Raw genomic sequence first — 21,259 nt, 5'->3', positions numbered from 1 at the left:
GGCCGAGCGGCCGGCGCGCGTCATAGCGGCTTCTCCCTACGATCCCCAGAGCAGGGCAATACGGCAGGGCAATACGGCAATGAGGAGTATCCGCCATGATCGATGACGCCGCACGTGATCTCAGGTGCGAACGCAGGCGCGGACGAACCGGCGAGGCCGGCAGCGAGAGCAGTCGCCGACCGGACTATCGTTCGCTGAAGAACCCGTTTCTGCCGCAGCCGATCTTTTCGGCCGACCAGGTCGCCGCGATTCACGACACGGCGCTGCGCGTGCTCGAGGAACTCGGCGTCAAGGTGCTGCTGCCGGAGGCGCGCACCATTCTTGCTCGTGCCGGTGCTATGGTCGACGAGGACAGCCAGATGGTGCGCATCGGCCGCGACATTGTCGCGGCGGCGCTGGCCTCGGCGCCGAAATTGATCCGGGCGCACGCTGGTGACCGTGCCCGCGACCTGACGCTCGAGCTTGGCTCGATGACGTTCCTGGCGGGATCCGGGGCGCCGAACGTCACCGATCTAGAGCGCGGCCGTCGGCCGGGAACGCTAGCCGCCTTCGAGGATCTCATTCGGCTGGTGCAGCATTTCGACGTTCTGCACATGCTGGGGCCATGCATCGAACCGCAGGACATCGACAACCGTTTCCGCCATTATGCCGTCAACCGGGCTCAACTGACGCTCTCAGACAAGTTCCCGTTCGTCTTCGCGCGCGGCACGCCGCAGGTCGAGGACGGCTTTGAGATGCTGCGGCTGGCGCGCGGCCTGTCCGAGGACGAATTCCGTTCGGGCGCTCATTGCTACACTGTCATCAACACCAACTCGCCACGCCAGCTCGACATCCCGATGGCGCATGGCATCATCGACTTTGCCAAGGCGGGGCAAGTGTTGATCATCACACCTTTCTGCCTCGCCGGCGCCATGGCGCCGATCACGGTGGCCGGTGCGCTGACGCTGCAGCATGCCGAAGCGCTGGCCGGGCTGACGCTGGCCCAGATCGTGCGGCCGGGCGCGCCGGTCGTCTATGGTTCCTTCTCATCCAATGTCGACATGAAGTCGGGAGCGCCGGCCTTCGGCACACCGGAGCACGTCAAGGCGACGCTCGGCGCCGGTCAGCTTGCGCGGTTCACCGGCCTGCCATGGCGGTCAGGCGGCGGCAGCGCCGCCAACATTTCGGACGCGCAGGCAGCTCACGAAACGCAGTTCGCGTTGTGGGGCTCGGTGCTCGCGGGTGCTACGGTGTGCATCCATGCCGCGGGCTGGCTCGAAGGCGGCTTGAGCATCTCCTTTGAGAAGCTGATCACCGATATCGAGGCGCTGCAGACGGTCGCCGAACTCTGCGCGGCGACGCCCGGCGACGAAGATGCGATCGGCTTCGAGGCGATCGCTGAAGTGCAGCCGGGCGGGCATTTCTTCTCGGCCGGACACACAATGGCGCGCTACCGCACCGCTTTCTACGAGCCGCTGGTCGCCGACTGGTCGAATTTCGGCAACTGGACGCAGGCCGGGTCAAGAACCGCCACGGAGCGCGCCACCGGCATCTGGAAGCGGCTGCTGGCCGGTTTTCGGCCGCCGGCCTCCGCCGCTGCCACATCAGGTGTTCTCGACGAATTCATAGCGCGGCGCACGGAAGAGGGTGGCGCAGCACCGGTGTCGTGATGCGGTCCAGCACGCGCCTCAGATGGGGCGCTTGTCGCCGGTCTTTTGCAAGTCGCGACGTATCGTGCCGGCATCGGCTTGTCTGTGCTTGTCGGCGGCAAGTCTGCGAATGCGATCGAAGCGACTTTCCTCGGCCACTTTGGCCTTCGCATTTGGCTTCGGGACGAATGCGATCATGGATCGATCTCCTTGCCAATGGGATCGCGCCGGGGAAGATGCCCCGGCGGTTGTCTTTCAGGTCAGCAGCGGATGGTCAGTAGCCGCCCATGCCGGCCGCAGGCGCGGCATCCTTGGCTGGAATGTCGGTGATCATGGCTTCCGCAGTGATCAGCAATGCCGCGATCGATCCGGCATCCTGGAGCGCGGTCCGCACCACCTTTGCCGGGTCGACGATGCCGACCTTGATCATGTCGACATAGATCTCGTTCTGGGCATCGAAGCCCTGATTGTGATCCTTACTGTCCGTGAGCCTGCCGACAACGATCGAACCTTCGACGCCGGAGTTCTCGGCGATCTGGCGGATCGGCGCTTCGAGCGCTCTCGACACGATCGAGATGCCCGCCGTTACATCGGCATTGGCTCCGGTCAGCCCGTTCAGCACGGCCTTGGCGCGCAGCAGCGCGACACCGCCGCCGGGAACGATGCCTTCTTCCACTGCCGCGCGCGTGGCGTTCAGCGCATCGTCGATGCGGTCCTTCTTTTCCTTGACCTCGGACTCGGTCGCGCCGCCGACGCGAATGACCGCGACGCCGCCGGCGAGCTTAGCCAGCCGCTCCTGCAGCTTCTCCTTGTCGTAGTCGGAGGTGGTTTCCTCGATCTGCCCCTTGATCTGCTGGACACGCGCCTGAATCGTGGCCTTCTCGCCTGCACCGTCGATGATCGTCGTCGTGTCCTTCTCGATCAGCACGCGCTTTGCACGGCCGAGCATGTCGATGGTGATGTTTTCGAGCTTGATGCCGAGGTCTTCCGAGATCATCTGGCCGGCAGTGAGCACCGCGATGTCTTCCAGCATCGCCTTGCGGCGGTCACCGAAACCCGGCGCCTTGACGGCCGCAACCTTGAGGCCGCCGCGCAATTTGTTGACGACCAGCGTCGCCAGCGCTTCGCCTTCGACGTCCTCGGAGATGATCAGCAGCGGCTTGCCGCTTTGCACCACGGCTTCGAGGATCGGCAGCATCGCCTGCAGATTGCCGAGCTTCTTTTCATGGATGAGGACGTAAGGGTCCTCCAGCTCGGCGCGCATCTTCTCGGCATTGGTGACGAAATAGGGGCTGAGATAGCCACGGTCGAACTGCATGCCCTCGACGACGTCGAGTTCGGTGTCGGCGGTCTTGGCTTCCTCGACGGTGATGACGCCGTCATTGCCGACCTTGTCCATCGCCTTGGCGATCATGGCGCCGACGGTGGTGTCGCCATTGGCGGCAATGGTGCCGACCTGCGCGATTTCACCGGAAGATTTGACCTTCTTGGCGCGTGCCTGGATTTCCTTGACGACAGCGGTAACGGCAAGGTCGATGCCGCGCTTGAGGTCCATCGGGTTCATGCCGGCGGCAACGAATTTGGCGCCCTCGCGCAAGATGGAAGCGGCAAGCACCGTGGCGGTGGTGGTACCGTCGCCGGCAAGGTCGTTGGTCTTCGACGCCACTTCGCGCACCATCTGCGCGCCCATGTTCTCGAACTTGTCGGAAAGCTCGATTTCCTTGGCTACCGCCACCCCGTCCTTGGTGATGCGCGGTGCGCCATAGGCCTTGTCGATGACGACGTTGCGGCCCTTGGGGCCGAGCGTCACCTTGACGGCGTTGTTGAGGATTTCGACACCGCGCAGCATGCGGTCACGTGCATCGGTGGAGAATTTGATTTCCTTGGCAGACATGATTTTTCATCCCGTTTGTGTGTGGAGTAGGCCCGTTCGCTTTGGAACCAGAAAGACTTCGGCGTTCCGCCTGAAGCATCGGCTCGAAAATCGGAATCGATTTTCGGAAAAGCACGATGCGTAGATTCAAAAACTTGGAGCGTCCTTTGCGCGTCCAACAGGACGCGCGGCGCTCCAATCAGGCGGCCTTCTTGGCAGCGATGGTCTTCTCGATGATGCCCATGATGTCGGCCTCCTTCATGATCAGAAGGTCCTCGCCATCTATCTTGACCTCGGTTCCCGACCATTTGCCAAACAGGATGAGGTCGCCGGCCTTGACGTCGAGCGCGATCAGCGCGCCGCTTTCGTCACGCGCGCCCGGCCCGACGGCGATTACTTCGCCTTCCTGCGGCTTTTCCTTGGCATTGTCGGGAATGATGATGCCGCCCTTGGATTTGGTGTCGCTTTCGGCGCGCCGAATGACGACGCGATCGTGGAGGGGCCGGAATTTCATGGGAACTCTTTCTGGGGCCGGCTTAGGCGGCCGCTCCCTTCTATAGGCCCGTTGGCACTCGATTGATAGGAGTGCCAAAAAATATTCATGCTCTGTCGGAAACTATTGAATAGTATTATTTTGCTGTTTCATTTTCAGAATTTCGACCAATTCAAAATAATCCGGAAGTTGAATTTTTCGTTCCGAGTACCTATTTTAGATGGGAAATTCACTTTCATAATCTCGGTCAAAAGGAGATTTTATCGATGGCGGAATTCAGTCAGAATATCATGGAGAAAGCTGAAGCGCGCTTCATGGAAAAGCAGAAAAAGACTGCGGAGCGAAACCAGGCAACGGCCGAATATGTTTCCGAGGCCAAGGCCAGGGTCATCAAGACGGCAAGATTGCGGGCGTTGCGGCTGGCCAAGGAAGAGGCCGACCGCGCCGCGGAGGCACTCAATCCCGTCGCTCCCAAGAAAAAGCGGACGTCACGGGCGGTCAAGAAAGCAGAGGTTGCATCAACGGAGGTCAAGTCATGAGCCTGACATTTCCCAATCGAAGCCGCAGCTACGACGAGGCGGGCAAACGCATCCGCTTCGTCGGCCATGACGGCATGTTCCAGATTTCCTTCTCTGTCGCCACGGATGCCATCTCGAAGGCACCATCAGAGGAACCAACTGCTGAAGCCATCTATTTGGCGGCGTTCGACACCGCCTCCAGTTCCATCCATGAAATCGCCAGAAATGCCTATGCCCGCACTCGCAAGAGCATATATGTGCTGACCGCGGCCGATTTTCGCTAAATCCCGACCGGCTGCGCGATCGGGGCCAACACGCCAGATTCCAACCTTGGCGCAAATGCCGCCTGAGGCGGGCTCAGGATTCGCCGTCCGCCTTTGCCCGCAGCTTGACGTCTCGGCTGTTCAGCCGATCGACCATCGCGTCCGCATCGCGTGTGTTCATGCCAACCATGACCTGGTGCTTCAGCTCGACGGGCTGGCCGGTGAAGACATCGAAGACGGTCCAGCTGTGCGGATGCTCCATGCGCAGTGCGTAGCGGTTTGCCATTCCGGCATCCTTTTCGTTTCCGCCGCCGATCGACGAATGTCGATTGGTCAGGCCTGCGTGATGTAAAACACTGCCGCCAGGACAAGGACCGTCCACACAACGACGGACAGCTTCAAGGCCAGGGCCCCGTGTGAAGACAAAAGCTTCCGAATGCGGATCACCATGTTCTTCGACACGGTCGGCGCCGCAGCAATGGCTGCTGGCGGCTTGATCCCAAGCTTTCCAAAGACAGGCAGCAGCGATGGCTCGCGCACGAAAATACCTCGAATGTCCGGAGAAAACCGAGCACCTTCATAGCACCGTTTTTTAAACGCCTTGCATGCCAAATGAGAGAAGGCACGGTTGGTCACCAACCGTAAAGACGTCCCTGACTCGAAAGGCCGCGTCATTGGGGTCCCGTGATCTGGCGCCAGAATTTCAATGCGGCTACGCTGCAAGCGGAAATCGCCGACGGGGCGAAGGCCTGTTCAGTCGTGACGGGCGAGGGAGAAGACGATGACCGCGCCGGCCGCCGCGCTGCAGAAGGCCTTGTTCGAAGCGCTGAACGGTGATGGTTCCCTGTCAGCGGCATTGGGCGGCGCAAAACTGTTCGATCATGCCCCGGAAAATGTCCCATTTCCCTATGTCACCTACGGCCGGACCAGCGTCTACGACTGGACGACCGGCTTGGAGAACGATGCCGAGCAGCTTTTCACGCTGCATTTCTGGTCGAAGTCCGAGGCCAGGAAAGAAATGCTCGATGCGATGGACATGGTCAGCGCGCGGCTTCAGGATGCGGCGCTCGCGCTCGACGAGCATCGCCGCGTCAATCTCAGGCTCGAATTCACCGAGGCCCGCTACGACGAGGATCTTTCAGCCTATCACGGGCTGCTGCGCTTTCGCGCCGTGACGGAAGAAAACGCCTGACGCGCTTTCAATCTGGCTGCAACAGAGTCTAGACTGCGTTTGGATGAATTTGCCGGGTTGGGGCGGGGAAATCCTAAGCTCGGTTGTCTCGCGTTTCAGGGGGTGAGATAGGCACGTGTTGCAGGCGTTCACTGTTCATTTCACGTTCAGCACCGATGCGTTAGGACGCTGATCATGAAAACGCTTCGCTCCCACTTCCGAACCGCGACACTGGCGCTCTGCGCTGCCGGTCTGTTTGCGTCGCAGGCGACGGCGCTGCCGGTCATCGTGCCCGAGCAGAACCGGCCGATCGTCCTGGCTGCCTCCGACTGCTACGCGATCGGTCAGCAGGTTGCCGAGCAGAAAGGCGGCACGCTGGCCAAGGCGTCGCAGTCGACGCGCGGTGGCCAGCCGGTCTGCGTCATCGTCGTGCTGGTTCCGGGCAAGGACGGGCAGCGTCCGCGCCGCACCGAGATCGTCGTGCCGCTGAACTGATCCCTGCCGTTTCCCAGGCGCTGGAATCGGCCTATATCTGACGCGCAGCTTCTCAACAGGTATGATCCCCGCATGCGCGTACTCGTTGTCGAAGATGACAAGGATCTCAACCGGCAGATATCGGACGCGCTGGTCGATGCCGGCTATGTCGTCGACCGGGCTTTCGACGGTGAGGAAGGGCATTTCCTCGGCGATACCGAACCCTATGATGCCGTGGTGCTCGACATCGGCTTGCCGCAGATGGACGGCATCAGCGTAGTCGAGCGCTGGCGGCGCGGCGGCCGCAAGATGCCGGTCCTCATTCTGACGGCCCGTGATCGCTGGAGTGACAAGGTATCCGGCATCGACGCCGGCGCCGACGACTATGTCACCAAGCCGTTCCACATCGAAGAGGTGCTGGCCAGGGTCCGGGCGCTCATCCGGCGCGCGGCCGGCCATGCATCGTCCGAGTTGACCTGCGGGCCGCTGCGGCTCGACACCAAGGCCTCCAAGGCCGATGTCGACGGTGTGCCGCTGAAGCTGACGTCGCACGAATTTCGCCTGCTTGCCTATTTGATGCACCATATGGGCGAAGTCGTGTCCCGGACCGAGCTGGTCGAGCATCTCTACGATCAGGATTTCGACCGCGATTCCAACACAATCGAGGTCTTTGTCGGGCGGCTTCGCAAGAAGATGGGCATCGACATGATAGAAACCGTTCGCGGCATGGGCTATCGAATGCGTGAGCCGGAGGCGTAAGGCGGAACCGCTCAAACAGACTGCAAGAACGCCGCTTTCACTGCGGTTCTGGCCGCGTTCGCTGGCGTTCCGGGTGATCGCCTTTTCCACGGTCTGGGCGATACTCACCCTGATTGTCATCTTCACACTGATCACGACCCTCTATCGCCAGGCGAGCGAGCGCGGTTTCGACAGCTTGTTGTCGGCGCATCTGTTCAATCTGATCGGCTCGGTCGGCGTGTCCGAAGGCGGTTCGCTGACCGGCGCTCCCGACCTTGGCGATCTTCGGTTCTCGGAGCCGAATTCCGGCTGGTACTGGTCGGTGGAGCCTGCGTCGGAAGGCGTGCGCGGTGAGCTGCACTCCTCTTCGATGACCAAGATGATCCTGTCGCCAAGCGTCGCCGAGGTTCCTTTCAATGCCAGCTTCCAGCGCAGCTATGCGACAGAAGGGATCAATGGCGAGGAGTTGGAAGTGTTCGAGAGCGAATTCATTCTCGACGCGAAAAATCGCGCAGCGCGCTTCCGTGTCATGGGCAACAAGACCGAGCTCGAGCAGGAGATAGGTGCCTTTCAGCGTCGCCTGCTGACCTATCTTTCCCTGTTCGGCGTCGGCATGATCGCCATCAACGCCATTGCCATCCTGCTGGGCCTGCAGCCACTGCGCCGGGTCAGGGACGCTCTCGCCATGGTGCGCGAAGGAAGCGCGCAAAGGCTCGACGGCCGCTTCCCGGCCGAGATCGAACCGCTCGCCAACGAGACCAATGCGCTGATCGAAAACAACAAGCGTATCGTCGAGCGCTCGCGGACGCAGGTCGGCAACCTCGCCCATTCACTGAAGACGCCGCTGGCGGTGCTGATCAACGAGGGGCGGGCGCTTGGCGGCGCCAAGGGCCAGCTCATAGCCGAGCAGGCCGCCTCGATGCAGAAGCAGGTTGATCATTATCTGCAGCGCGCCCGGGTCGCGGCGCAGCGCGACAGCGTCGTCTACCGCACGCCGGTGGCACCGCTGGTCCAACGCATGGTGCGCGTGCTGCAAAAACTCAACCCGCAGACCGCTCTCTCGCTTTCGCTGCCGGCAGTCGATATCGTCTTTGCCGGCGAACGCGAGGATCTGGAAGAATTGCTTGGCAATCTGCTCGACAACGCCATGAAATGGGCAAAGAGCGCGGTCGCCGTGTCGGTGGCGCCAATCTCCGGCAAGAAGAGTGGCGTAGGCAAGGAGGGTGCTGTCAATCTGTTCGAGATCAGCATCGAAGATGACGGCCCGGGCATTCCCGAAGACAAGGCGCGCGAGGCGCTCAAGCGCGGACGGCGGCTTGACGAGACAAAGCCGGGGACCGGGCTTGGACTTGCCATTGTCGCCGACCTGGTCAACGAGTATGGAGGCGTTCTGGCTCTGGAACGGTCCAGCATGGGCGGGTTGAAGGCGGTGGTTCGATTGCGGAGCCTTCACTAGACTAATGCTTTTGCTGGGCCAGTCGACATTGATCGACGGGGCGTGATATTGCGGCATGTCGACTGGTCCCGGAGCCGTCGGCCGCGGCCAAATTTCCGACAAACATCGACACTATGGCCACGCCGACTTCCCCGATGGCGCGGCCCAGCTCTAACTCAAGAAAACCGGTTGTTGGCATGAAGATTCGCGTCGCGCTCGTTTCCGCACTGCTGGCCGTTTCCGGCTGCACGACGCTGGGCAACAGCCCGGGGCCCACGGTGGCGCCGCAGCCGGCCGCCACGCCGCCAAGTGACGGCAAGATCGCGACGACGATCATTTCCGCCATGGGGGGCGGCCTCGTCAGCGGATCGATCGGTACCGGCTTGAGCGATCCGGAAAAGCGCAAGGCGCTGGAGGCGGAATACAGGGCGCTCGAGCACACGGCGAGCGGCCAGAAGGTGACGTGGAAGAGCGATCGGTCGGCGCATTACGGTGAAGTCGTGGCCGCCCAGCCCTATCGTGTCGGCTCGCAGGACTGCCGGCAATACACCCATACAGTCTTTACCGGCGCCGCCGGCGCCACCGCGCGCGGAACGGCTTGCCGCAACGCCGATGGCAGCTGGACGCCACTGACATAACGACCGGCCGGATAGCTCCGGTTGACATCGATCAAGGACATGCGACGCATCTGCCGTCAAAGCGTCGCAGGACGCCTGTGTTGGCAGGGCAGGGCTCTGCCGTTATTGGAAGAAGCATGCTGTTCTGGGTCATAGCTGCCATTCTCACGTTGGGTGCAAGCCTGGCGGTTCTGCTGCCGCTGGCCGGCGGCTCGAAGGGTGGTTCAGCGAGCAGCGATCATGACCTTGAAGTCTATCGCGACCAGTTGTCCGAGCTTGACCGGGACGTGGCGCGTGGCCTGATCCAGCCGGCGGAGGCCGAAGAGGCGCGTGCGGAGATCGCCCGCCGCATCCTTCGCCTGGACAATGCCGCCGATAAGGCAGCGGCGCGGCAGCCGTCGACGGCGACCAGACTGGTTGCGACGGCCGCCGTCCTGGCGATTCCCCTGGTCAGTTGGGGGTTGTACAGCCAACTCGGCTCGCCCGATCTGCCGTCGCAGCCGCTCAGCGAGCGGATGGCCAAGAATCCCGCCGACAGTTCGGTGGACGAACTGGTGGCGCGCGCCGAGGCCCACCTTGCCGCCAATCCGTCTGATGGCAGGGGTTGGGATGTTCTGGCGCCGGTCTATCTGCGCATGCAGCGGTTTTCCGATGCGGTGACGGCTTACCGCAACGCCATTCGCCTCGACGGCGACAGCGCTGCCCGCCAGGCCGGCCTCGGCGAGGCGATCGCCAGCGCAGCGGGCGGCATTGTTTCGGCCGACGCTCAGGCCGCTTTCGAGGCGGCGCTGAAGCTCGATCCGGCAAATCCGAAGGCCAGCTTTTATCTGGCGTTGGGCATGGCGCAGGAAGGCCGCACTGAGGAGGCAACAGCTGGCTGGCAGAAAATGCTCGCGGCCTTGCCGCAGGATTCGCCATGGCGCGGCCCAGTCGAGCAGGCACTGGCCGAATCCGCCAGGCGGAGCGTCGCTTCGGGAGAGCCTGCAAAAGGCCCGAACGCCGGGGATGTCGAGGCCGTCTCGTCGATGTCGCCGCAGGACCGGGAAGCGATGATCAACACCATGGTGGCGGGGCTTGATGAAAAACTTCGCCAAAACCCGCGCGATACGGAAGGATGGATGCAACTTATTCGTTCCTATGTGGTGCTGGGCAAGGCCGATCAGGCGCGCGACGCGCTCAATCGCGGTATCGCCGTTTTTGGCTCCGATAGTGAGGAAGCGAAGAAATTCACCGCCTTTGCTGTCTCGCTCGGCCTGACGGCGACGGAGTAAAACATGACGCGCAAGCAGAAAAGACTGTCGGTGATCGCCGGAGGGTTGGCCTTTCTCGGTGCCGCCACCGGCCTGACCTTCTACGCGCTCGGCCAGAAGGCTTCCTACTTCTACATGCCCGCCGATCTGACCACCGCCAGCCTGCAGCCAGGGCAGCGTATCAGGCTCGGCGGCCTCGTCGAGAAAGGCACGATCGAGCGCGATCAGGGGGCCACCGTCGCTTTTTCGGTGACCGACAATCAGAAGCAGGTCAAGGTCACCTACACCGGCATTCTTCCCGATCTTTTCCGCGAGGAGCAGGGCGTCATCACTGAAGGCACGTTCCGCCCGGACGGCGTCTTCGTCGCCGACAGCGTGCTGGCCAAGCACGACGAGAACTACATGCCCAAGGAGGTGGCCGACGGTCTCAAGTCTAAGGGCGTGTGGCAGGAGAGCAAAAGTGACTAAGCAGGTTCCGCAAAAGTGTCGCACGGTTTTGCGGCAAAAAACTGCGGCAAAACAAAAACCTGGCGAGCGCCAGAATGGTTGAAACCGGACATTTCGCGCTGGTCCTGGCATTCGCGCTGGCCTTGGTGCAGACGCTGGTGCCTCTGGTCGGCGCGCGCATGAACAACCTCAGGATGATGGCCGTCGGCGGCCCGGTCGCGGTGACCGGCTTTGCCTTGACCGCGCTGTCCTTCGCGGCGCTGGCGATAGCCTATGCGACGTCGGATTTTTCGGTGGCCAATGTCTGGGACAACTCGCATTCGCTGCAGCCGCTGATCTACAAGATCACCGGCACCTGGGGCAATCACGAGGGCTCGATGCTGCTCTGGGTGCTGATCCTGACCTTCTTCGGCGCGCTCGTCGCTGCTTTTGGCAGCAATCTTCCCGCGACGCTACGAGCCAACGTGCTGGCCGTGCAAGGGGCGATCGGCGCCACCTTCTTCCTGTTCATCCTGGCGACGTCCAATCCGTTCGCCAGGCTCAATCCGGCGCCGATCGAGGGCCGCGATCTCAATCCGATCCTGCAGGATCTCGGCCTCGCCATCCACCCGCCGCTGCTCTATCTCGGCTATGTCGGCTTCTCGATCTGCTTTTCCTTCTCGGTCGCCGCCCTTATCGAAGGCCGCATCGACGCGTCCTGGGCCCGCTGGGTGCGACCATGGACGCTGGTCGCCTGGATGTTCCTGACCGGCGGCATCGCCATGGGCTCTTACTGGGCCTATTACGAACTTGGCTGGGGCGGTTTCTGGTTCTGGGATCCGGTCGAGAACGCCTCGTTCATGCCTTGGCTGGCCGGCACCGCGCTGCTCCATTCGGCGATCGTCATGGAAAAGCGCTCTGCCTTGAAGATCTGGACGTTGTTGTTGGCGATCCTGACCTTCTCGCTATCGCTGCTCGGCACCTTCCTGGTGCGCTCCGGCGTGCTCACTTCCGTCCACGCCTTCGCCACCGATCCGACGCGCGGCGTGTTCATTCTCTGCATCCTGACACTGTTCATCGGCGGATCGTTGGCGTTGTTCGCCCTGCGCGCCTCGAGGCTGACGGCCGGTGGCCTGTTCCATCCGATCTCGCGCGAAGGGGCGCTGGTCCTCAACAATCTGTTCCTGACCACGGCCACCGCCACCGTGCTGATCGGCACGCTGTATCCGCTGGCCGTCGAGGCCGTTTCAGCCGACAAGATTTCGGTCGGCGCGCCATTCTTCAACCTGACATTCGGCCCGCTGATGGTGCCGCTTCTGGTCGTTGTCCCGTTCGGGCCGCTGCTGGCCTGGAAGCGTGGCGACATTTTCGCCGTCGCCCAGCGGCTGATGGCGGCCTTCGCTGCAGCGCTTCTGGCCGTGCTGGTGACGGCCTTGTTCATCGACGGCGCGTCGGTGTTCGCAGCACTCGGCGTCGGCCTAGCCTTTTGGCTGATCTGCGGCGCGCTCACCGATGTTGCCGTCAAGTCCGGCTTTGGCATTGTCGCGCCCAGCATCATGCTCAGGCGCTTCGCCGGCCTGCCGCGCTCGGTCTTCGGCACCGCGCTCGCCCATCTCGGTCTCGGGCTGACGACGCTGGGCATCGTCGGCACGCTTTGCTTCGGCACCGAAAAGATCTTGTCGATGCACGCTGGCGAGACCGTGCAACTGTCCGGCCACACGCTGCGATTCGAAGGGCTCTATCCGGTTCGAGGGCCTAACTACAGCGAGGATCGCGGCCGCTTCGCCCTGCTCGGCGCTGATGGAAGCACCACCGCCGTGATCACCTCGTCCAAGCGCTCCTATCCGGTCCGACAAATGACGACGACCGAGTCCGGTATCAAGACGATCGGGTTCAGCCAACTCTATCTCTCGCTTGGCGACGAGGGGGCCGACGGCTCCGTCGTGGTGCGGCTGTGGTGGAAGCCGCTGGTGACGCTGATCTGGGGTGGCGGCCTTGTCATGATGGCAGGTGCTGCGATGTCGCTCATGGACCGGCGGCTGCGCGTCGGGGCACCGTCCCGCCGCCGCAAGTCGGCGGGCGCCGTGCCTTCCGCGAGCCTGCCATGACCGCGAGATTTTCGCTGGCCTCGCTAATCCTGCTGCTGACACTGTTGTTTGCCGGCGCCGCACTTGCGGTGAAGCCCGACGAGGTTCTGGCCGACCCGGCGCTCGAGGCGCGGGCGCGGACGCTTTCGGAAGAGCTGCGCTGCATGGTTTGCCAGAACCAGTCGATCGACGAATCCGATGCCGACCTTGCCCGCGATCTGCGCGTGCTGGTGCGCCAGCGCCTCGTCGCCGGCGACACCGACCAGCAGGTGATCGACTACATCGTTTCCCGCTATGGCGAGTTTGTGCTGTTGAAGCCGCGCTTCAGCCTGCGCAATGCGCTGTTGTGGGGCACGCCGGTCCTTCTGCTGCTTGCCGGCGGGATTTTCATCGTGCTGACCGCCCGGTCGCGCCGTTCGACGCCTGCGGCCGTGCTCACCGCCGAGGAGAAGGCAGCGTTGGACAAGATGCTGGGTAACTAATTAGGCCATTCCTCCGGCGGCCAGTCCCGTGACGTGTGAATGACGTGCAAGATAACGACGCTCTCACGCCCGGCGATCGGCCGCAGCTCATAGGCAATGACGTAGGGCAGGCGGCTGATGGGCTTCTCATAGGTGCCTGTTACTCGGCCAGGCCGGCCCGTCGCCATGTCGCCAAGACCGCGGCCCGCATCACGAATGCGATCCGCAAGGCGTCTGGCGGCGGCTGGATTGTCCCGCGCGATGAAGGCGATTTGCTGTTTGATGTCGTCCAGCGCTTCTCGCGACCAAAAGACGAACCGCTTCACGCCTTGTCCGCACGCCTGGCTTTCGACGCTTCGATGACGGCGTCGATTTCCGCCATGGCTTCGTCGTGCGGCACGACACGGCCAGTTGCCGCGTCGGCCATGCCGCGTTTGATGCCTTCGATGATCTCAAGCTCGCGATCGACATAGGCCGATATCGCCTCGGCCGCGAGGAAGGATTTGCTGCGCCGAGTGTCGGCGGCGATCCGCTCCAGCTTCAGCTTGGTTTCGGACGAAACCCGAATCGTCATGGTGGCGCTTGCGGTCATGGTGAAGGCCTTGTGCTGAACTGTGTACAACATAGGGCAACGGACGGGCGCAACCAAGGCGTTTGTGCCCGCAAACATTACGAAAGTTTCATGCACCGGAAATGGCGCCGTAATGTGCGCGCCTCTATTTCTCTTGCCCGAGGATGCCGACCGAAGCGCATCCCTTGAAAGAGGATACGAGACCCATGAATATTGCCCCCAATTCATATCCCCGCACCCGCAAACGCCTGATGGCTGCCGCCGCTTCTGTGGCCATTGCCGGCGCGATCGGCTTCGGCGCGGTTGCCACCGGGACAGCCCCGGTCCTGGCCGACGCGGTCCGTGTCGAGGCACCGCAGGTCCCGAGCTTTGCCGACGTGGTCGAGCGCGTTTCGCCGGCGGTCGTCAGTGTCCGAGTCAAAGCCAAGATAGAATCGACCGCCGACGACGGCTCCGACCTGCCCGACGCCTTCGGCAATCTTCCCGACGATCCGCAATTGCGCCGCTTCTTCAGGGAGTTCCGTGGCTTTGGCGATCAGGATGGCCCGGATGGAATGCGGCGTTTCGGACGCCGTGACCGCCAGCCGCGGCCGGTCGCCCAAGGATCCGGTTTCTTCATCTCCGAGGATGGCTACCTCGTCACCAACAACCATGTCGTCGGAGAGGGCTCGTCCTTCACGGTGGTGATGGATGACGGCAAGGAACTCGACGCCAAACTGGTCGGCACAGATCCGCGCACCGATCTCGCAGTGCTCAAGGTCGAAGGCGACCGCAAGTTCACTTATGTCGACTTCGCCGACGATTCAAAGGTTCGCGTCGGCGACTGGGTCGTGGCCGTCGGCAATCCGTTCGGCCTCGGCGGCACGGTCACCGCCGGCATCGTCTCGGCCCGTGGTCGCGATATCGGCGCCGGTCCTTATGATGACTTCATCCAGATCGATGCCTCGGTGAACCGCGGCAATTCGGGCGGCCCGACCTTCAACCTCAACGGCCAGGTCATCGGCATCAACACCGCGATCTTCTCGCCGTCCGGCGGCAGCGTCGGCATTGCCTTCGACATTCCCGCGTCGACCGCCAAACAGGTCGTGCAGGATTTGATAGAGGACGGCACCGTCCAGCGCGGCTGGCTTGGCGTCGAGATCCAGCCGGTCACCTCCGAAATCGCCGAATCGCTCGGGCTGAAGTCCGATAAGGGCGCGCTCGTTTCCAGCGCCCAGGACGATGGTCCCGGCAAGAAGGCCGGCATATCAGCTGGTGACGTCATCACTCAGGTGGACGGCAAGGACGTCGCTTCGCCGAAGGAACTCGCCCGCCTGATCGGCGCCTACCAGCCCGGCAAGCCGGTCGACGTCACGCTGTGGCGTGACGGCAAGAGCGAGACCGTCAAGGTCGATCTCGGCACGCTGCCTTCGAGCGACAAGCAGGCTTCGGCCGACCAGCAGCCTTCCGCTCCGCCAAAGGCCGATACGCTGGCCGATCTCGGCCTCACCGTCACCAGATCCGATGATGGCAAAGGGCTTGTGGTGACCGATGTCGATCCCGATAGCGATGCCGCCGATCGCGGCATCCAGCCCGGCGACGTCATCACCTCGGTCAATTCGACGGAGGTCAATGGCACCGACGACGTCGCCAAGGCCATGGCCGATGCCGCGAAGTCGGGCCGCAAGGCGGTGCTGATGCAGATCACCCGCGACGACAGCAACCGCTTCGTCGCGCTGCCTGTCGCCAAGGGCTAACGTTCCAGACTTTTCCGGTGCGGCGGTTTCAAACACCCCGAGCCGTCGCATGGGAAAAGCACGGGGCTGAATGCGTTAGTCAGTCATCGTGGTCCGCCCCAGCGGCAGCGGGCTCCCACCGCCCGCCGCCGCTCGAGCAGAGCATAACGACATGCTCAAACAACAAAGCATGTCGCCCAAAAGTGTGAAGCGGTTTTGGGATGACGGCATGCTCAAGCAACAAAGCATGTCGCCCAAAAGTCCGCCTCGGGCTTGTCCGAGGGTGCCGGCGGCTCGGGGTCAACGATATTCCAAAACAAAGACTTACTGCGTATCCTTGAATCACTTTGTTCGCGATACGCCCTGGTGAGGCCACGACGCATATGCCGGCCACTCAATCTTCCAGCGAAATCGCGTATAACGGTCCCATGAAGATTCTCGTCATAGAAGACGATCGCGAAGCGGCCGATTACCTCCAGAAAGCCTTTACCGAGGCCGGCCACACCGCCCATATCGCCGGCGATGGCGAAACCGGCTTCGCGCTCGCTGATTCCGGCGACTATGACGTGATGGTCGTCGACCGCATGCTGCCGCGCCGCGACGGCCTGTCGGTCATCGCCGGTCTGAGATCCAGAGGCAACACGACGCCGGTGCTGATCCTGTCGGCGCTTGGCGAAGTCGACGACCGGGTCACCGGCTTGCGCGCTGGCGGCGACGACTATCTGACCAAACCCTATGCCTTTTCCGAGCTTCTGGCCCGAGTCGAGGTGCTGAACCGCCGCGCCAGCGCCAGGGAAGCCGAAACCGTCTACCGGGTCGGCGATCTCGAACTCGACAGGCTCTCGCATTCGGTGCGGCGCGCGGCGCGCGAGATTACGCTGCAGCCGCGCGAGTTCCGCCTGCTGGAATATCTGATGCGCCATGCCGGCCAGGTGGTGACGCGCACCATGCTGCTGGAAAATGTCTGGGACTATCATTTCGATCCGCAGACCAACGTCATCGACGTTCACGTCTCGCGGCTGCGCGGCAAGATCGAGAAGGGCTTCGACAAGCCGATCCTGCACACGGTTCGTGGCGCCGGCTATATGCTCAAGAGCGGGTAGCATGGCTCTTTCCATGCCGGCCATCATGAAGACGACGGCAGCGCGGCTTTCGGCGCTTTATCTCCTGCTGTTCGCCATCTGTGCGGTGCTGCTCGTCTTCTATATGACCTCGCTGTCGGCACGCATGCTGACCGGCCAGACGCAGGAGACCATCAACGACGAAGTGCTCGGCCTCGCCCGGGCCTACCAGCGCGGCGGCTTGCCGCTGCTGGTCCGCGTAGTCGAACAGCGCTCCCGCCAGCCCGGCGCCAATCTCTATTTGATCGCCGACACCAACGGCCAGATCCTAACCGGAAATGTGCAGAGCCTGGAGCCCGGCGTTCTCGAGGCAGAGGGCTGGACGACGGAGCCGTTTTCCTACCGGCGCTTCGGCGAGGGCGAGCTCGAGCGGCAGCGCAACCCGGTCACAGACCCGAACGAACCCAGCCAGAGCGAAGTCCAGGTCGAAGGCGAGAAGGGCCACAACGCCATTGCCTTGGTGCTGCGCCTGCCGAACCAGATGATCATGCTGGTCGGCCGCGATCTTGGCGAGCCGGAGCGGTTCCGCGCCATCATCCGCCGCGCCTTGATGCTGGCGCTCGGCATGATGGCGCTCGGCGGGCTCCTGATCTGGTTCTTCGTCGGCCGCGCAGCGCTGAAGCGCATCGACAGCGTATCGGAGGCCAGCCGCCGTATCATGGGCGGCGACCTTTCCGGCCGATTGCCAGTCACCGGCGCCGGCGACGAGTTCGACCGGCTCTCCGAAAATCTCAATTCTATGCTGGCCAGGATCGCGACGCTGAACGAAGGGCTGAAGCAGGTCTCCGACAACATCGCGCACGACCTGAAGACGCCGCTGACCAGGCTGCGCAACCGCGCCGAGGCGACGCTTTCCGGCAAGCACAACCCCACCGACTACCGGCAGGCGCTGGAAGCGACCATCGCCGAGTCCGATCAGCTGATAAAGACCTTCAACGCCATCCTGATGATCTCCAGGCTGGAGGCGGGCTATTCCTCAGAAAGCACCAGCTGGGTCGATCTGGCTGCGTCCGTGCGCGATGTCGTCGAGCTCTACGAGCCGGTGGCGGAGGAGGCGGGTGTGACACTCGAGACCTCGGTGCAGGATGCCTTCGCCGTCGAAGGCAATCGCGAGCTGATCGGCCAGGCGCTATCGAACATCGTCGACAACGCGATCAAATATTCAACCGACTCGACAGCCAAGCCGACCGTCCGCGTGGCGCTCGATCGCGTCGGGAGCGAAATCAGGCTTTCCGTCACAGACAACGGCCAGGGCATTCCCAACGATGCCGATCGCGCCAGGGCGACCGAGCGTTTCGTGCGGCTGGAGAAAAGCCGCTCGCAGCCGGGTTCCGGCCTGGGCCTCAGCCTCACCAAGGCAATCATGACATTCCACAACGGACGGCTTGATCTTCTGCCCGCCGATCCCGGATTGTCCGTTGTCATGAGTTTTCCCGAACGGGAGGATCGCTGATGGCGGTGAGGGCGGCTGCGGAACAGCCCAACTGGCTTCTGAAACCGGCGGCAATGCTCGTCCCCCTGGATCGGAACCGCGCCAGGCGGGAATTGTCGGAAATCGCTTCCGCTGCGCAGGAAGACGGGATTCCCCGGCTCGCGAAATTTCTCACCGGCAAGGGCGCCGTCCAGGATTTCCTCGCCGCAGTGTTCGACCTGTCGCCGTTTCTCCGCGACACAGTGCGCCGCCGCCCGCAGATCCTGGACGCGCATTTCGGTGAGACGGTCGAGGCCCGGCTGGCGTCGATCGGCGCCGCGATCGACAAGGCCGCGCGGGCGGAAGCCGTTTCCGAAAGCAGCCTAATGATGGAGCTGCGGCAATGGAAAGCGGAAGCGCATGTTCTGATCGCGCTGGCCGACCTTGCAGGCGAGGCTGAAACTGCAATCACAGTACGGCGGCTGAGCGATCTTGCCGACGCCTGCACCCGCGCTGCTGTCGACTTCCTGCTTCGCGACGCGCACGGACAAGGCAAGCTCAAACTGCCGGACCCCGAGGATCCGGCGCGCCGGTCGGGCTGGATCCTGCTTGGCATGGGCAAGCTTGGCGCGCATGAGTTGAACTTCTCCTCCGACATCGACCTCGTCGTTTTCTTCGACCCGCAAGCGCCTGCCGTCGTCGATCCGCTCGATGCGACGGAGCTTTTCTCGCGCCTGACGCGCCGGCTGGTCCGCATTCTCCAGGACCGCACCGAACACGGCTATGTGTTCCGCACCGATCTCAGGCTTCGTCCCGACCCCGGCTCGACGCCGCTGGCGATCCCGGTCGAGGCGGCACTGCGCTACTACGAGGCGCGCGGCCAGAACTGGGAGCGCGCCGCCATGATCAAGGCGCGTCCGGTGGCCGGCGATATCGCCGCCGGTGCTACGTTCCTGAAGGACCTCCAGCCCTACATCTGGCGCAAATACATGGACTATGCGGCGATCGCCGACGTCCATTCGATCAAGCGCCAGATCCACGCCCACAAGGGGCTTGGCGAGATCGCGGTGAAGGGCCACAACGTCAAGCTCGGCCGCGGCGGCATCCGCGAAATCGAATTTTTCGTCCAGACCCAGCAGCTCATCGCCGGCGGTCGCTTCCCCGAGCTGCGCGGCCGCGAGACCGTGCCGATGCTTGGCCAGCTTGCGGCACGCGGCTGGATCACGGCCGATGCTCGCGACGCGCTCGCCCGGCAATACTGGTTCCTGCGCCGCGTCGAGCATGCCGTCCAGATGGTCGCCGACGAGCAGATTCATGTATTGCCGGAAGATGACGAAGAGCTCGAACGCATTGCCCGCATTCTGGGCTTTGCCGATGCGGCGGCCTTTGCCGACGCGTTCCGCGCCGCACTCCACCAGGTCGAACGCCACTACGCAGCACTCTTCGAAACTGCGCCCGAGCTTTCGGCCGGCATCGGCAATCTGGTTTTTACCGGCGACGTCGATGACCCCGATACCTTGCAGACCCTGCAGAGATTGGGATTCCAGCGGGCGAGCGACATCTGCCGCGTCATCCGTGGCTGGCATTTCGGCCGCTATCGCGTCACCCAGTCGGCCGAGGCGCGCGAGCGGTTGACCGAATTGACGCCGGCGCTGCTGCAATCCTTCGGTCAGACGCGCCGGGCGGACGACGCGTTGATACGCTTCGACGAATTCCTTGCCGGCCTGCCCGCCGGCATCCAGCTCTTCTCGCTGCTCCAGTCCAATCCGGCTCTGCTGAAGCTGCTGGCGACGATCATGGGCGCCGCTCCGCGGCTGGCCGCTATCATCACGCGCCGGCCGCACGTGTTCGATGGCCTGTTGGATCCGGCCCTTTTGACCGAGCTGCCGGACCGCGCCTATCTGTCCGGCCGTCTCGCCGCGTTCCTCGAGGGCGACAGGGCCTATGAGGACGTGCTCGACCGCTTGCGCATCTTTGCGTCCGAGCAAAAATTCCTGATCGGTGTCAGGCTGCTTGCCGGCTCGATTGATCCGGCCCGCGCCGGCCGTGCCTTTTCCGATCTGGCCGATCTCACCATCGACGCGGCGCTACGGGCGGTCATCGCTGAGTTCGCGCTGCGCCACGGTCGCATCGCCGGCGGCACGGTTGCGCTGCTCGGCATGGGCAAGCTCGGCAGCCGCGAATTGACGGCCGGCTCAGACGTCGACCTCATCCTGCTTTACGATCACGATGCGGATGCCGAAGAATCCGACGGCGACAAGCCGCTCGCCCCATCCCACTATTACTCCAGGATGACGCAGCGGCTGATATCAGCCGTGTCCGCGCCGACCGCTGAGGGCGTTCTCTACGAGCTCGACCTTCGCTTGCGGCCGTCCGGCAACAAGGGGCCGGTGGCGACCCATGTCGATGCTTTCAAGAAGTACCAGCGCAAGGATGCCTGGACCTGGGAGCACATGGCGCTGTCCAGGGCTCGTGCGATCGGCGGCGATCAAGCGCTGTGCACCGAGGTCGAGGCCGAGGTGGCTGCGGTGCTTGCCCTGCCGCGCGACAGCGCCAAGGTGATGGCCGAGGCGGCCGAGATGCGCGCGATGATCGAGAAGGAAAAGCCGCCGCGCGATCTCTGGGACATCAAGCTGACCCCGGGCGGTCTCATCGATCTCGAATTCATCGCGCAGGTGGCGGTGATCACGGGCAAGGTCGAAGCTGGCCGCCGGGTGACCGGGACGGCGGAAGTCCTGTCAAGGCTGGCGCCGGATTTCACTGAGGCCCAGGTCAGGCAGGAGCTTTGCGATGCCTATGCGCTCTATCTGGCGCTGACCCAGATGACGCGGCTCTGCCTCACCGGCGCGTTCGAACGGGACGACGTTCCGCCGGGGCTTTCGGATCTGCTTCTGGCGGTCACCGACCTGCCGGATTTCGGGGTGCTGGAAGCGCACCTCAAGGAGACATCGCAAAAGGTCAGGAAGGATTTTGGCATTTTGCTTGGTGCAAAACGGTAGTGAGTAGT

General features: G+C 63.1%; 23 protein-coding genes. 16 read left to right on the top strand and 7 right to left on the bottom strand.

Annotated features, from left to right (window positions below; translation table 11 throughout):
• Nucleotides 1–95 precede the first annotated feature (95 nt).
• Nucleotides 96–1,649, top strand: coding sequence for a trimethylamine methyltransferase family protein (locus AC0L25_RS06515; protein WP_473594729.1), 1,554 nt, complete (start codon nucleotides 96–98; stop codon nucleotides 1,647–1,649).
• 18 nt (nucleotides 1,650–1,667) lie between these two features.
• On the opposite strand, the gene AC0L25_RS06510 is transcribed toward AC0L25_RS06515, so the two are convergent.
• The 3 genes from AC0L25_RS06510 to AC0L25_RS06500 form a co-directional block, all read right to left on the bottom strand.
• Nucleotides 1,668–1,826 carry a hypothetical protein gene (locus AC0L25_RS06510; protein WP_473594728.1) on the bottom strand — a complete coding sequence of 53 codons (159 nt, stop codon included), beginning with the start codon at nucleotides 1,824–1,826 and terminating at the stop codon, nucleotides 1,668–1,670.
• A 76-nt stretch (nucleotides 1,827–1,902) separates the two neighbouring features.
• Entirely contained in the window at nucleotides 1,903–3,522 is a 1,620-nt protein-coding gene (gene groL / locus AC0L25_RS06505) for a chaperonin GroEL (protein WP_473594727.1), read from the bottom strand.
• Between the two features lie 178 nt (nucleotides 3,523–3,700).
• Nucleotides 3,701–4,015: a co-chaperone GroES gene (locus AC0L25_RS06500; protein ID WP_077381977.1), complete on the bottom strand. Its 315-nt coding sequence runs from the start codon at nucleotides 4,013–4,015 to the stop codon at nucleotides 3,701–3,703.
• 245 nt (nucleotides 4,016–4,260) lie between these two features.
• On the opposite strand from AC0L25_RS06500, the gene AC0L25_RS06495 reads away from it, so the two are divergent.
• Nucleotides 4,261–4,533, top strand: a complete 273-nt coding sequence (locus AC0L25_RS06495; RefSeq protein ID WP_473594726.1) for a hypothetical protein — start codon at nucleotides 4,261–4,263, stop codon at nucleotides 4,531–4,533.
• Nucleotides 4,530–4,796 carry a DUF1488 family protein gene (locus AC0L25_RS06490; RefSeq protein ID WP_473594725.1) on the top strand — a complete coding sequence of 89 codons (267 nt, stop codon included), beginning with the start codon at nucleotides 4,530–4,532 and terminating at the stop codon, nucleotides 4,794–4,796. Before AC0L25_RS06495 ends, AC0L25_RS06490 begins: the two co-directional genes overlap by 4 nt.
• A gap of 73 nt (nucleotides 4,797–4,869) precedes the next feature.
• Here AC0L25_RS06490 and AC0L25_RS06485 read toward each other — a convergent pair whose 3' ends face one another.
• Together AC0L25_RS06485 and AC0L25_RS06480 are read right to left on the bottom strand one after the other, a co-directional pair.
• Complete coding sequence (locus AC0L25_RS06485) at nucleotides 4,870–5,061, bottom strand: hypothetical protein (protein WP_473594724.1); 192 nt, start codon at nucleotides 5,059–5,061, stop codon at nucleotides 4,870–4,872.
• 47 nt (nucleotides 5,062–5,108) lie between these two features.
• Nucleotides 5,109–5,411 carry a hypothetical protein gene (locus AC0L25_RS06480; protein ID WP_473594723.1) on the bottom strand — a complete coding sequence of 101 codons (303 nt, stop codon included), beginning with the start codon at nucleotides 5,409–5,411 and terminating at the stop codon, nucleotides 5,109–5,111.
• Nucleotides 5,412–5,556: 145 nt separating this feature from the next.
• Here AC0L25_RS06480 and AC0L25_RS06475 point away from each other — a divergent pair, with 145 nt between their 5' ends.
• The 9 genes from AC0L25_RS06475 (at nucleotide 5,557) to AC0L25_RS06435 (ending at nucleotide 13,455) form a co-directional block, all read left to right on the top strand.
• Nucleotides 5,557–5,967: a DUF3168 domain-containing protein gene (locus AC0L25_RS06475; RefSeq protein WP_473594722.1), complete on the top strand. Its 411-nt coding sequence runs from the start codon at nucleotides 5,557–5,559 to the stop codon at nucleotides 5,965–5,967.
• Nucleotides 5,968–6,141: 174 nt separating this feature from the next.
• On the top strand, nucleotides 6,142–6,441 hold the full coding sequence (locus tag AC0L25_RS06470) for a hypothetical protein (RefSeq protein WP_473594721.1): 300 nt from the start codon (nucleotides 6,142–6,144) through the stop codon (nucleotides 6,439–6,441).
• 72 nt (nucleotides 6,442–6,513) lie between these two features.
• Nucleotides 6,514–7,179 (top strand): response regulator transcription factor, encoded by a 666-nt coding sequence (locus AC0L25_RS06465; RefSeq protein ID WP_023800820.1) that lies wholly within the window; start codon nucleotides 6,514–6,516, stop codon nucleotides 7,177–7,179.
• The gene (locus AC0L25_RS06460) at nucleotides 7,163–8,614 is read left to right on the top strand and encodes an ATP-binding protein (RefSeq protein WP_473594720.1); all 1,452 of its coding nucleotides are present in this window, start codon (nucleotides 7,163–7,165) and stop codon (nucleotides 8,612–8,614) included. Before AC0L25_RS06465 ends, AC0L25_RS06460 begins: the two co-directional genes overlap by 17 nt.
• A gap of 176 nt (nucleotides 8,615–8,790) precedes the next feature.
• Nucleotides 8,791–9,231: a hypothetical protein gene (locus AC0L25_RS06455; RefSeq protein WP_473594719.1), complete on the top strand. Its 441-nt coding sequence runs from the start codon at nucleotides 8,791–8,793 to the stop codon at nucleotides 9,229–9,231.
• A gap of 116 nt (nucleotides 9,232–9,347) precedes the next feature.
• Nucleotides 9,348–10,481, top strand: coding sequence for a c-type cytochrome biogenesis protein CcmI (gene ccmI, locus AC0L25_RS06450; protein WP_473594718.1), 1,134 nt, complete (start codon nucleotides 9,348–9,350; stop codon nucleotides 10,479–10,481).
• 3 nt (nucleotides 10,482–10,484) lie between these two features.
• On the top strand, nucleotides 10,485–10,928 hold the full coding sequence (gene ccmE, locus AC0L25_RS06445; RefSeq protein WP_473594717.1) for a cytochrome c maturation protein CcmE: 444 nt from the start codon (nucleotides 10,485–10,487) through the stop codon (nucleotides 10,926–10,928).
• 74 nt (nucleotides 10,929–11,002) lie between these two features.
• Entirely contained in the window at nucleotides 11,003–12,994 is a 1,992-nt protein-coding gene (locus tag AC0L25_RS06440) for a heme lyase CcmF/NrfE family subunit (RefSeq protein WP_473594716.1), read from the top strand.
• On the top strand, nucleotides 12,991–13,455 hold the full coding sequence (locus tag AC0L25_RS06435) for a cytochrome c-type biogenesis protein (RefSeq protein ID WP_473594715.1): 465 nt from the start codon (nucleotides 12,991–12,993) through the stop codon (nucleotides 13,453–13,455). Before AC0L25_RS06440 ends, AC0L25_RS06435 begins: the two co-directional genes overlap by 4 nt.
• Here AC0L25_RS06435 and AC0L25_RS06430 read toward each other — a convergent pair.
• Both AC0L25_RS06430 and AC0L25_RS06425 read right to left on the bottom strand, forming a co-directional pair.
• Nucleotides 13,452–13,760, bottom strand: coding sequence for a type II toxin-antitoxin system RelE/ParE family toxin (locus AC0L25_RS06430; RefSeq protein WP_473594714.1), 309 nt, complete (start codon nucleotides 13,758–13,760; stop codon nucleotides 13,452–13,454). The genes AC0L25_RS06435 and AC0L25_RS06430 overlap by 4 nt on opposite strands.
• Nucleotides 13,757–14,026 carry a CopG family ribbon-helix-helix protein gene (locus AC0L25_RS06425; RefSeq protein ID WP_473594713.1) on the bottom strand — a complete coding sequence of 90 codons (270 nt, stop codon included), beginning with the start codon at nucleotides 14,024–14,026 and terminating at the stop codon, nucleotides 13,757–13,759. Before AC0L25_RS06425 ends, AC0L25_RS06430 begins: the two co-directional genes overlap by 4 nt.
• A gap of 185 nt (nucleotides 14,027–14,211) precedes the next feature.
• Here AC0L25_RS06425 and AC0L25_RS06420 point away from each other — a divergent pair, with 185 nt between their 5' ends.
• The 4 genes from AC0L25_RS06420 (at nucleotide 14,212) to AC0L25_RS06405 (ending at nucleotide 21,251) form a co-directional block, all read left to right on the top strand.
• Complete coding sequence (locus AC0L25_RS06420; protein WP_473594712.1) at nucleotides 14,212–15,741, top strand: Do family serine endopeptidase; 1,530 nt, start codon at nucleotides 14,212–14,214, stop codon at nucleotides 15,739–15,741.
• A 407-nt stretch (nucleotides 15,742–16,148) separates the two neighbouring features.
• A complete protein-coding gene (locus AC0L25_RS06415; protein WP_473594711.1) occupies nucleotides 16,149–16,823 on the top strand; it encodes a winged helix-turn-helix domain-containing protein in 675 nt (224 codons plus the stop codon).
• 1 nt (nucleotide 16,824) lies between these two features.
• Nucleotides 16,825–18,294, top strand: coding sequence for a sensor histidine kinase (locus AC0L25_RS06410; RefSeq protein WP_473594710.1), 1,470 nt, complete (start codon nucleotides 16,825–16,827; stop codon nucleotides 18,292–18,294).
• On the top strand, nucleotides 18,294–21,251 hold the full coding sequence (locus AC0L25_RS06405) for a bifunctional [glutamine synthetase] adenylyltransferase/[glutamine synthetase]-adenylyl-L-tyrosine phosphorylase (RefSeq protein WP_473594709.1): 2,958 nt from the start codon (nucleotides 18,294–18,296) through the stop codon (nucleotides 21,249–21,251). The genes AC0L25_RS06410 and AC0L25_RS06405 overlap by 1 nt, the downstream gene beginning before the upstream one ends.
• Nucleotides 21,252–21,259 lie beyond the last annotated feature (8 nt).

The sequence above is a fragment of the Mesorhizobium sp. WSM4813 genome (assembly GCF_055811555.1).
This window is presented reverse-complemented; position numbering and strand designations above follow the sequence as displayed.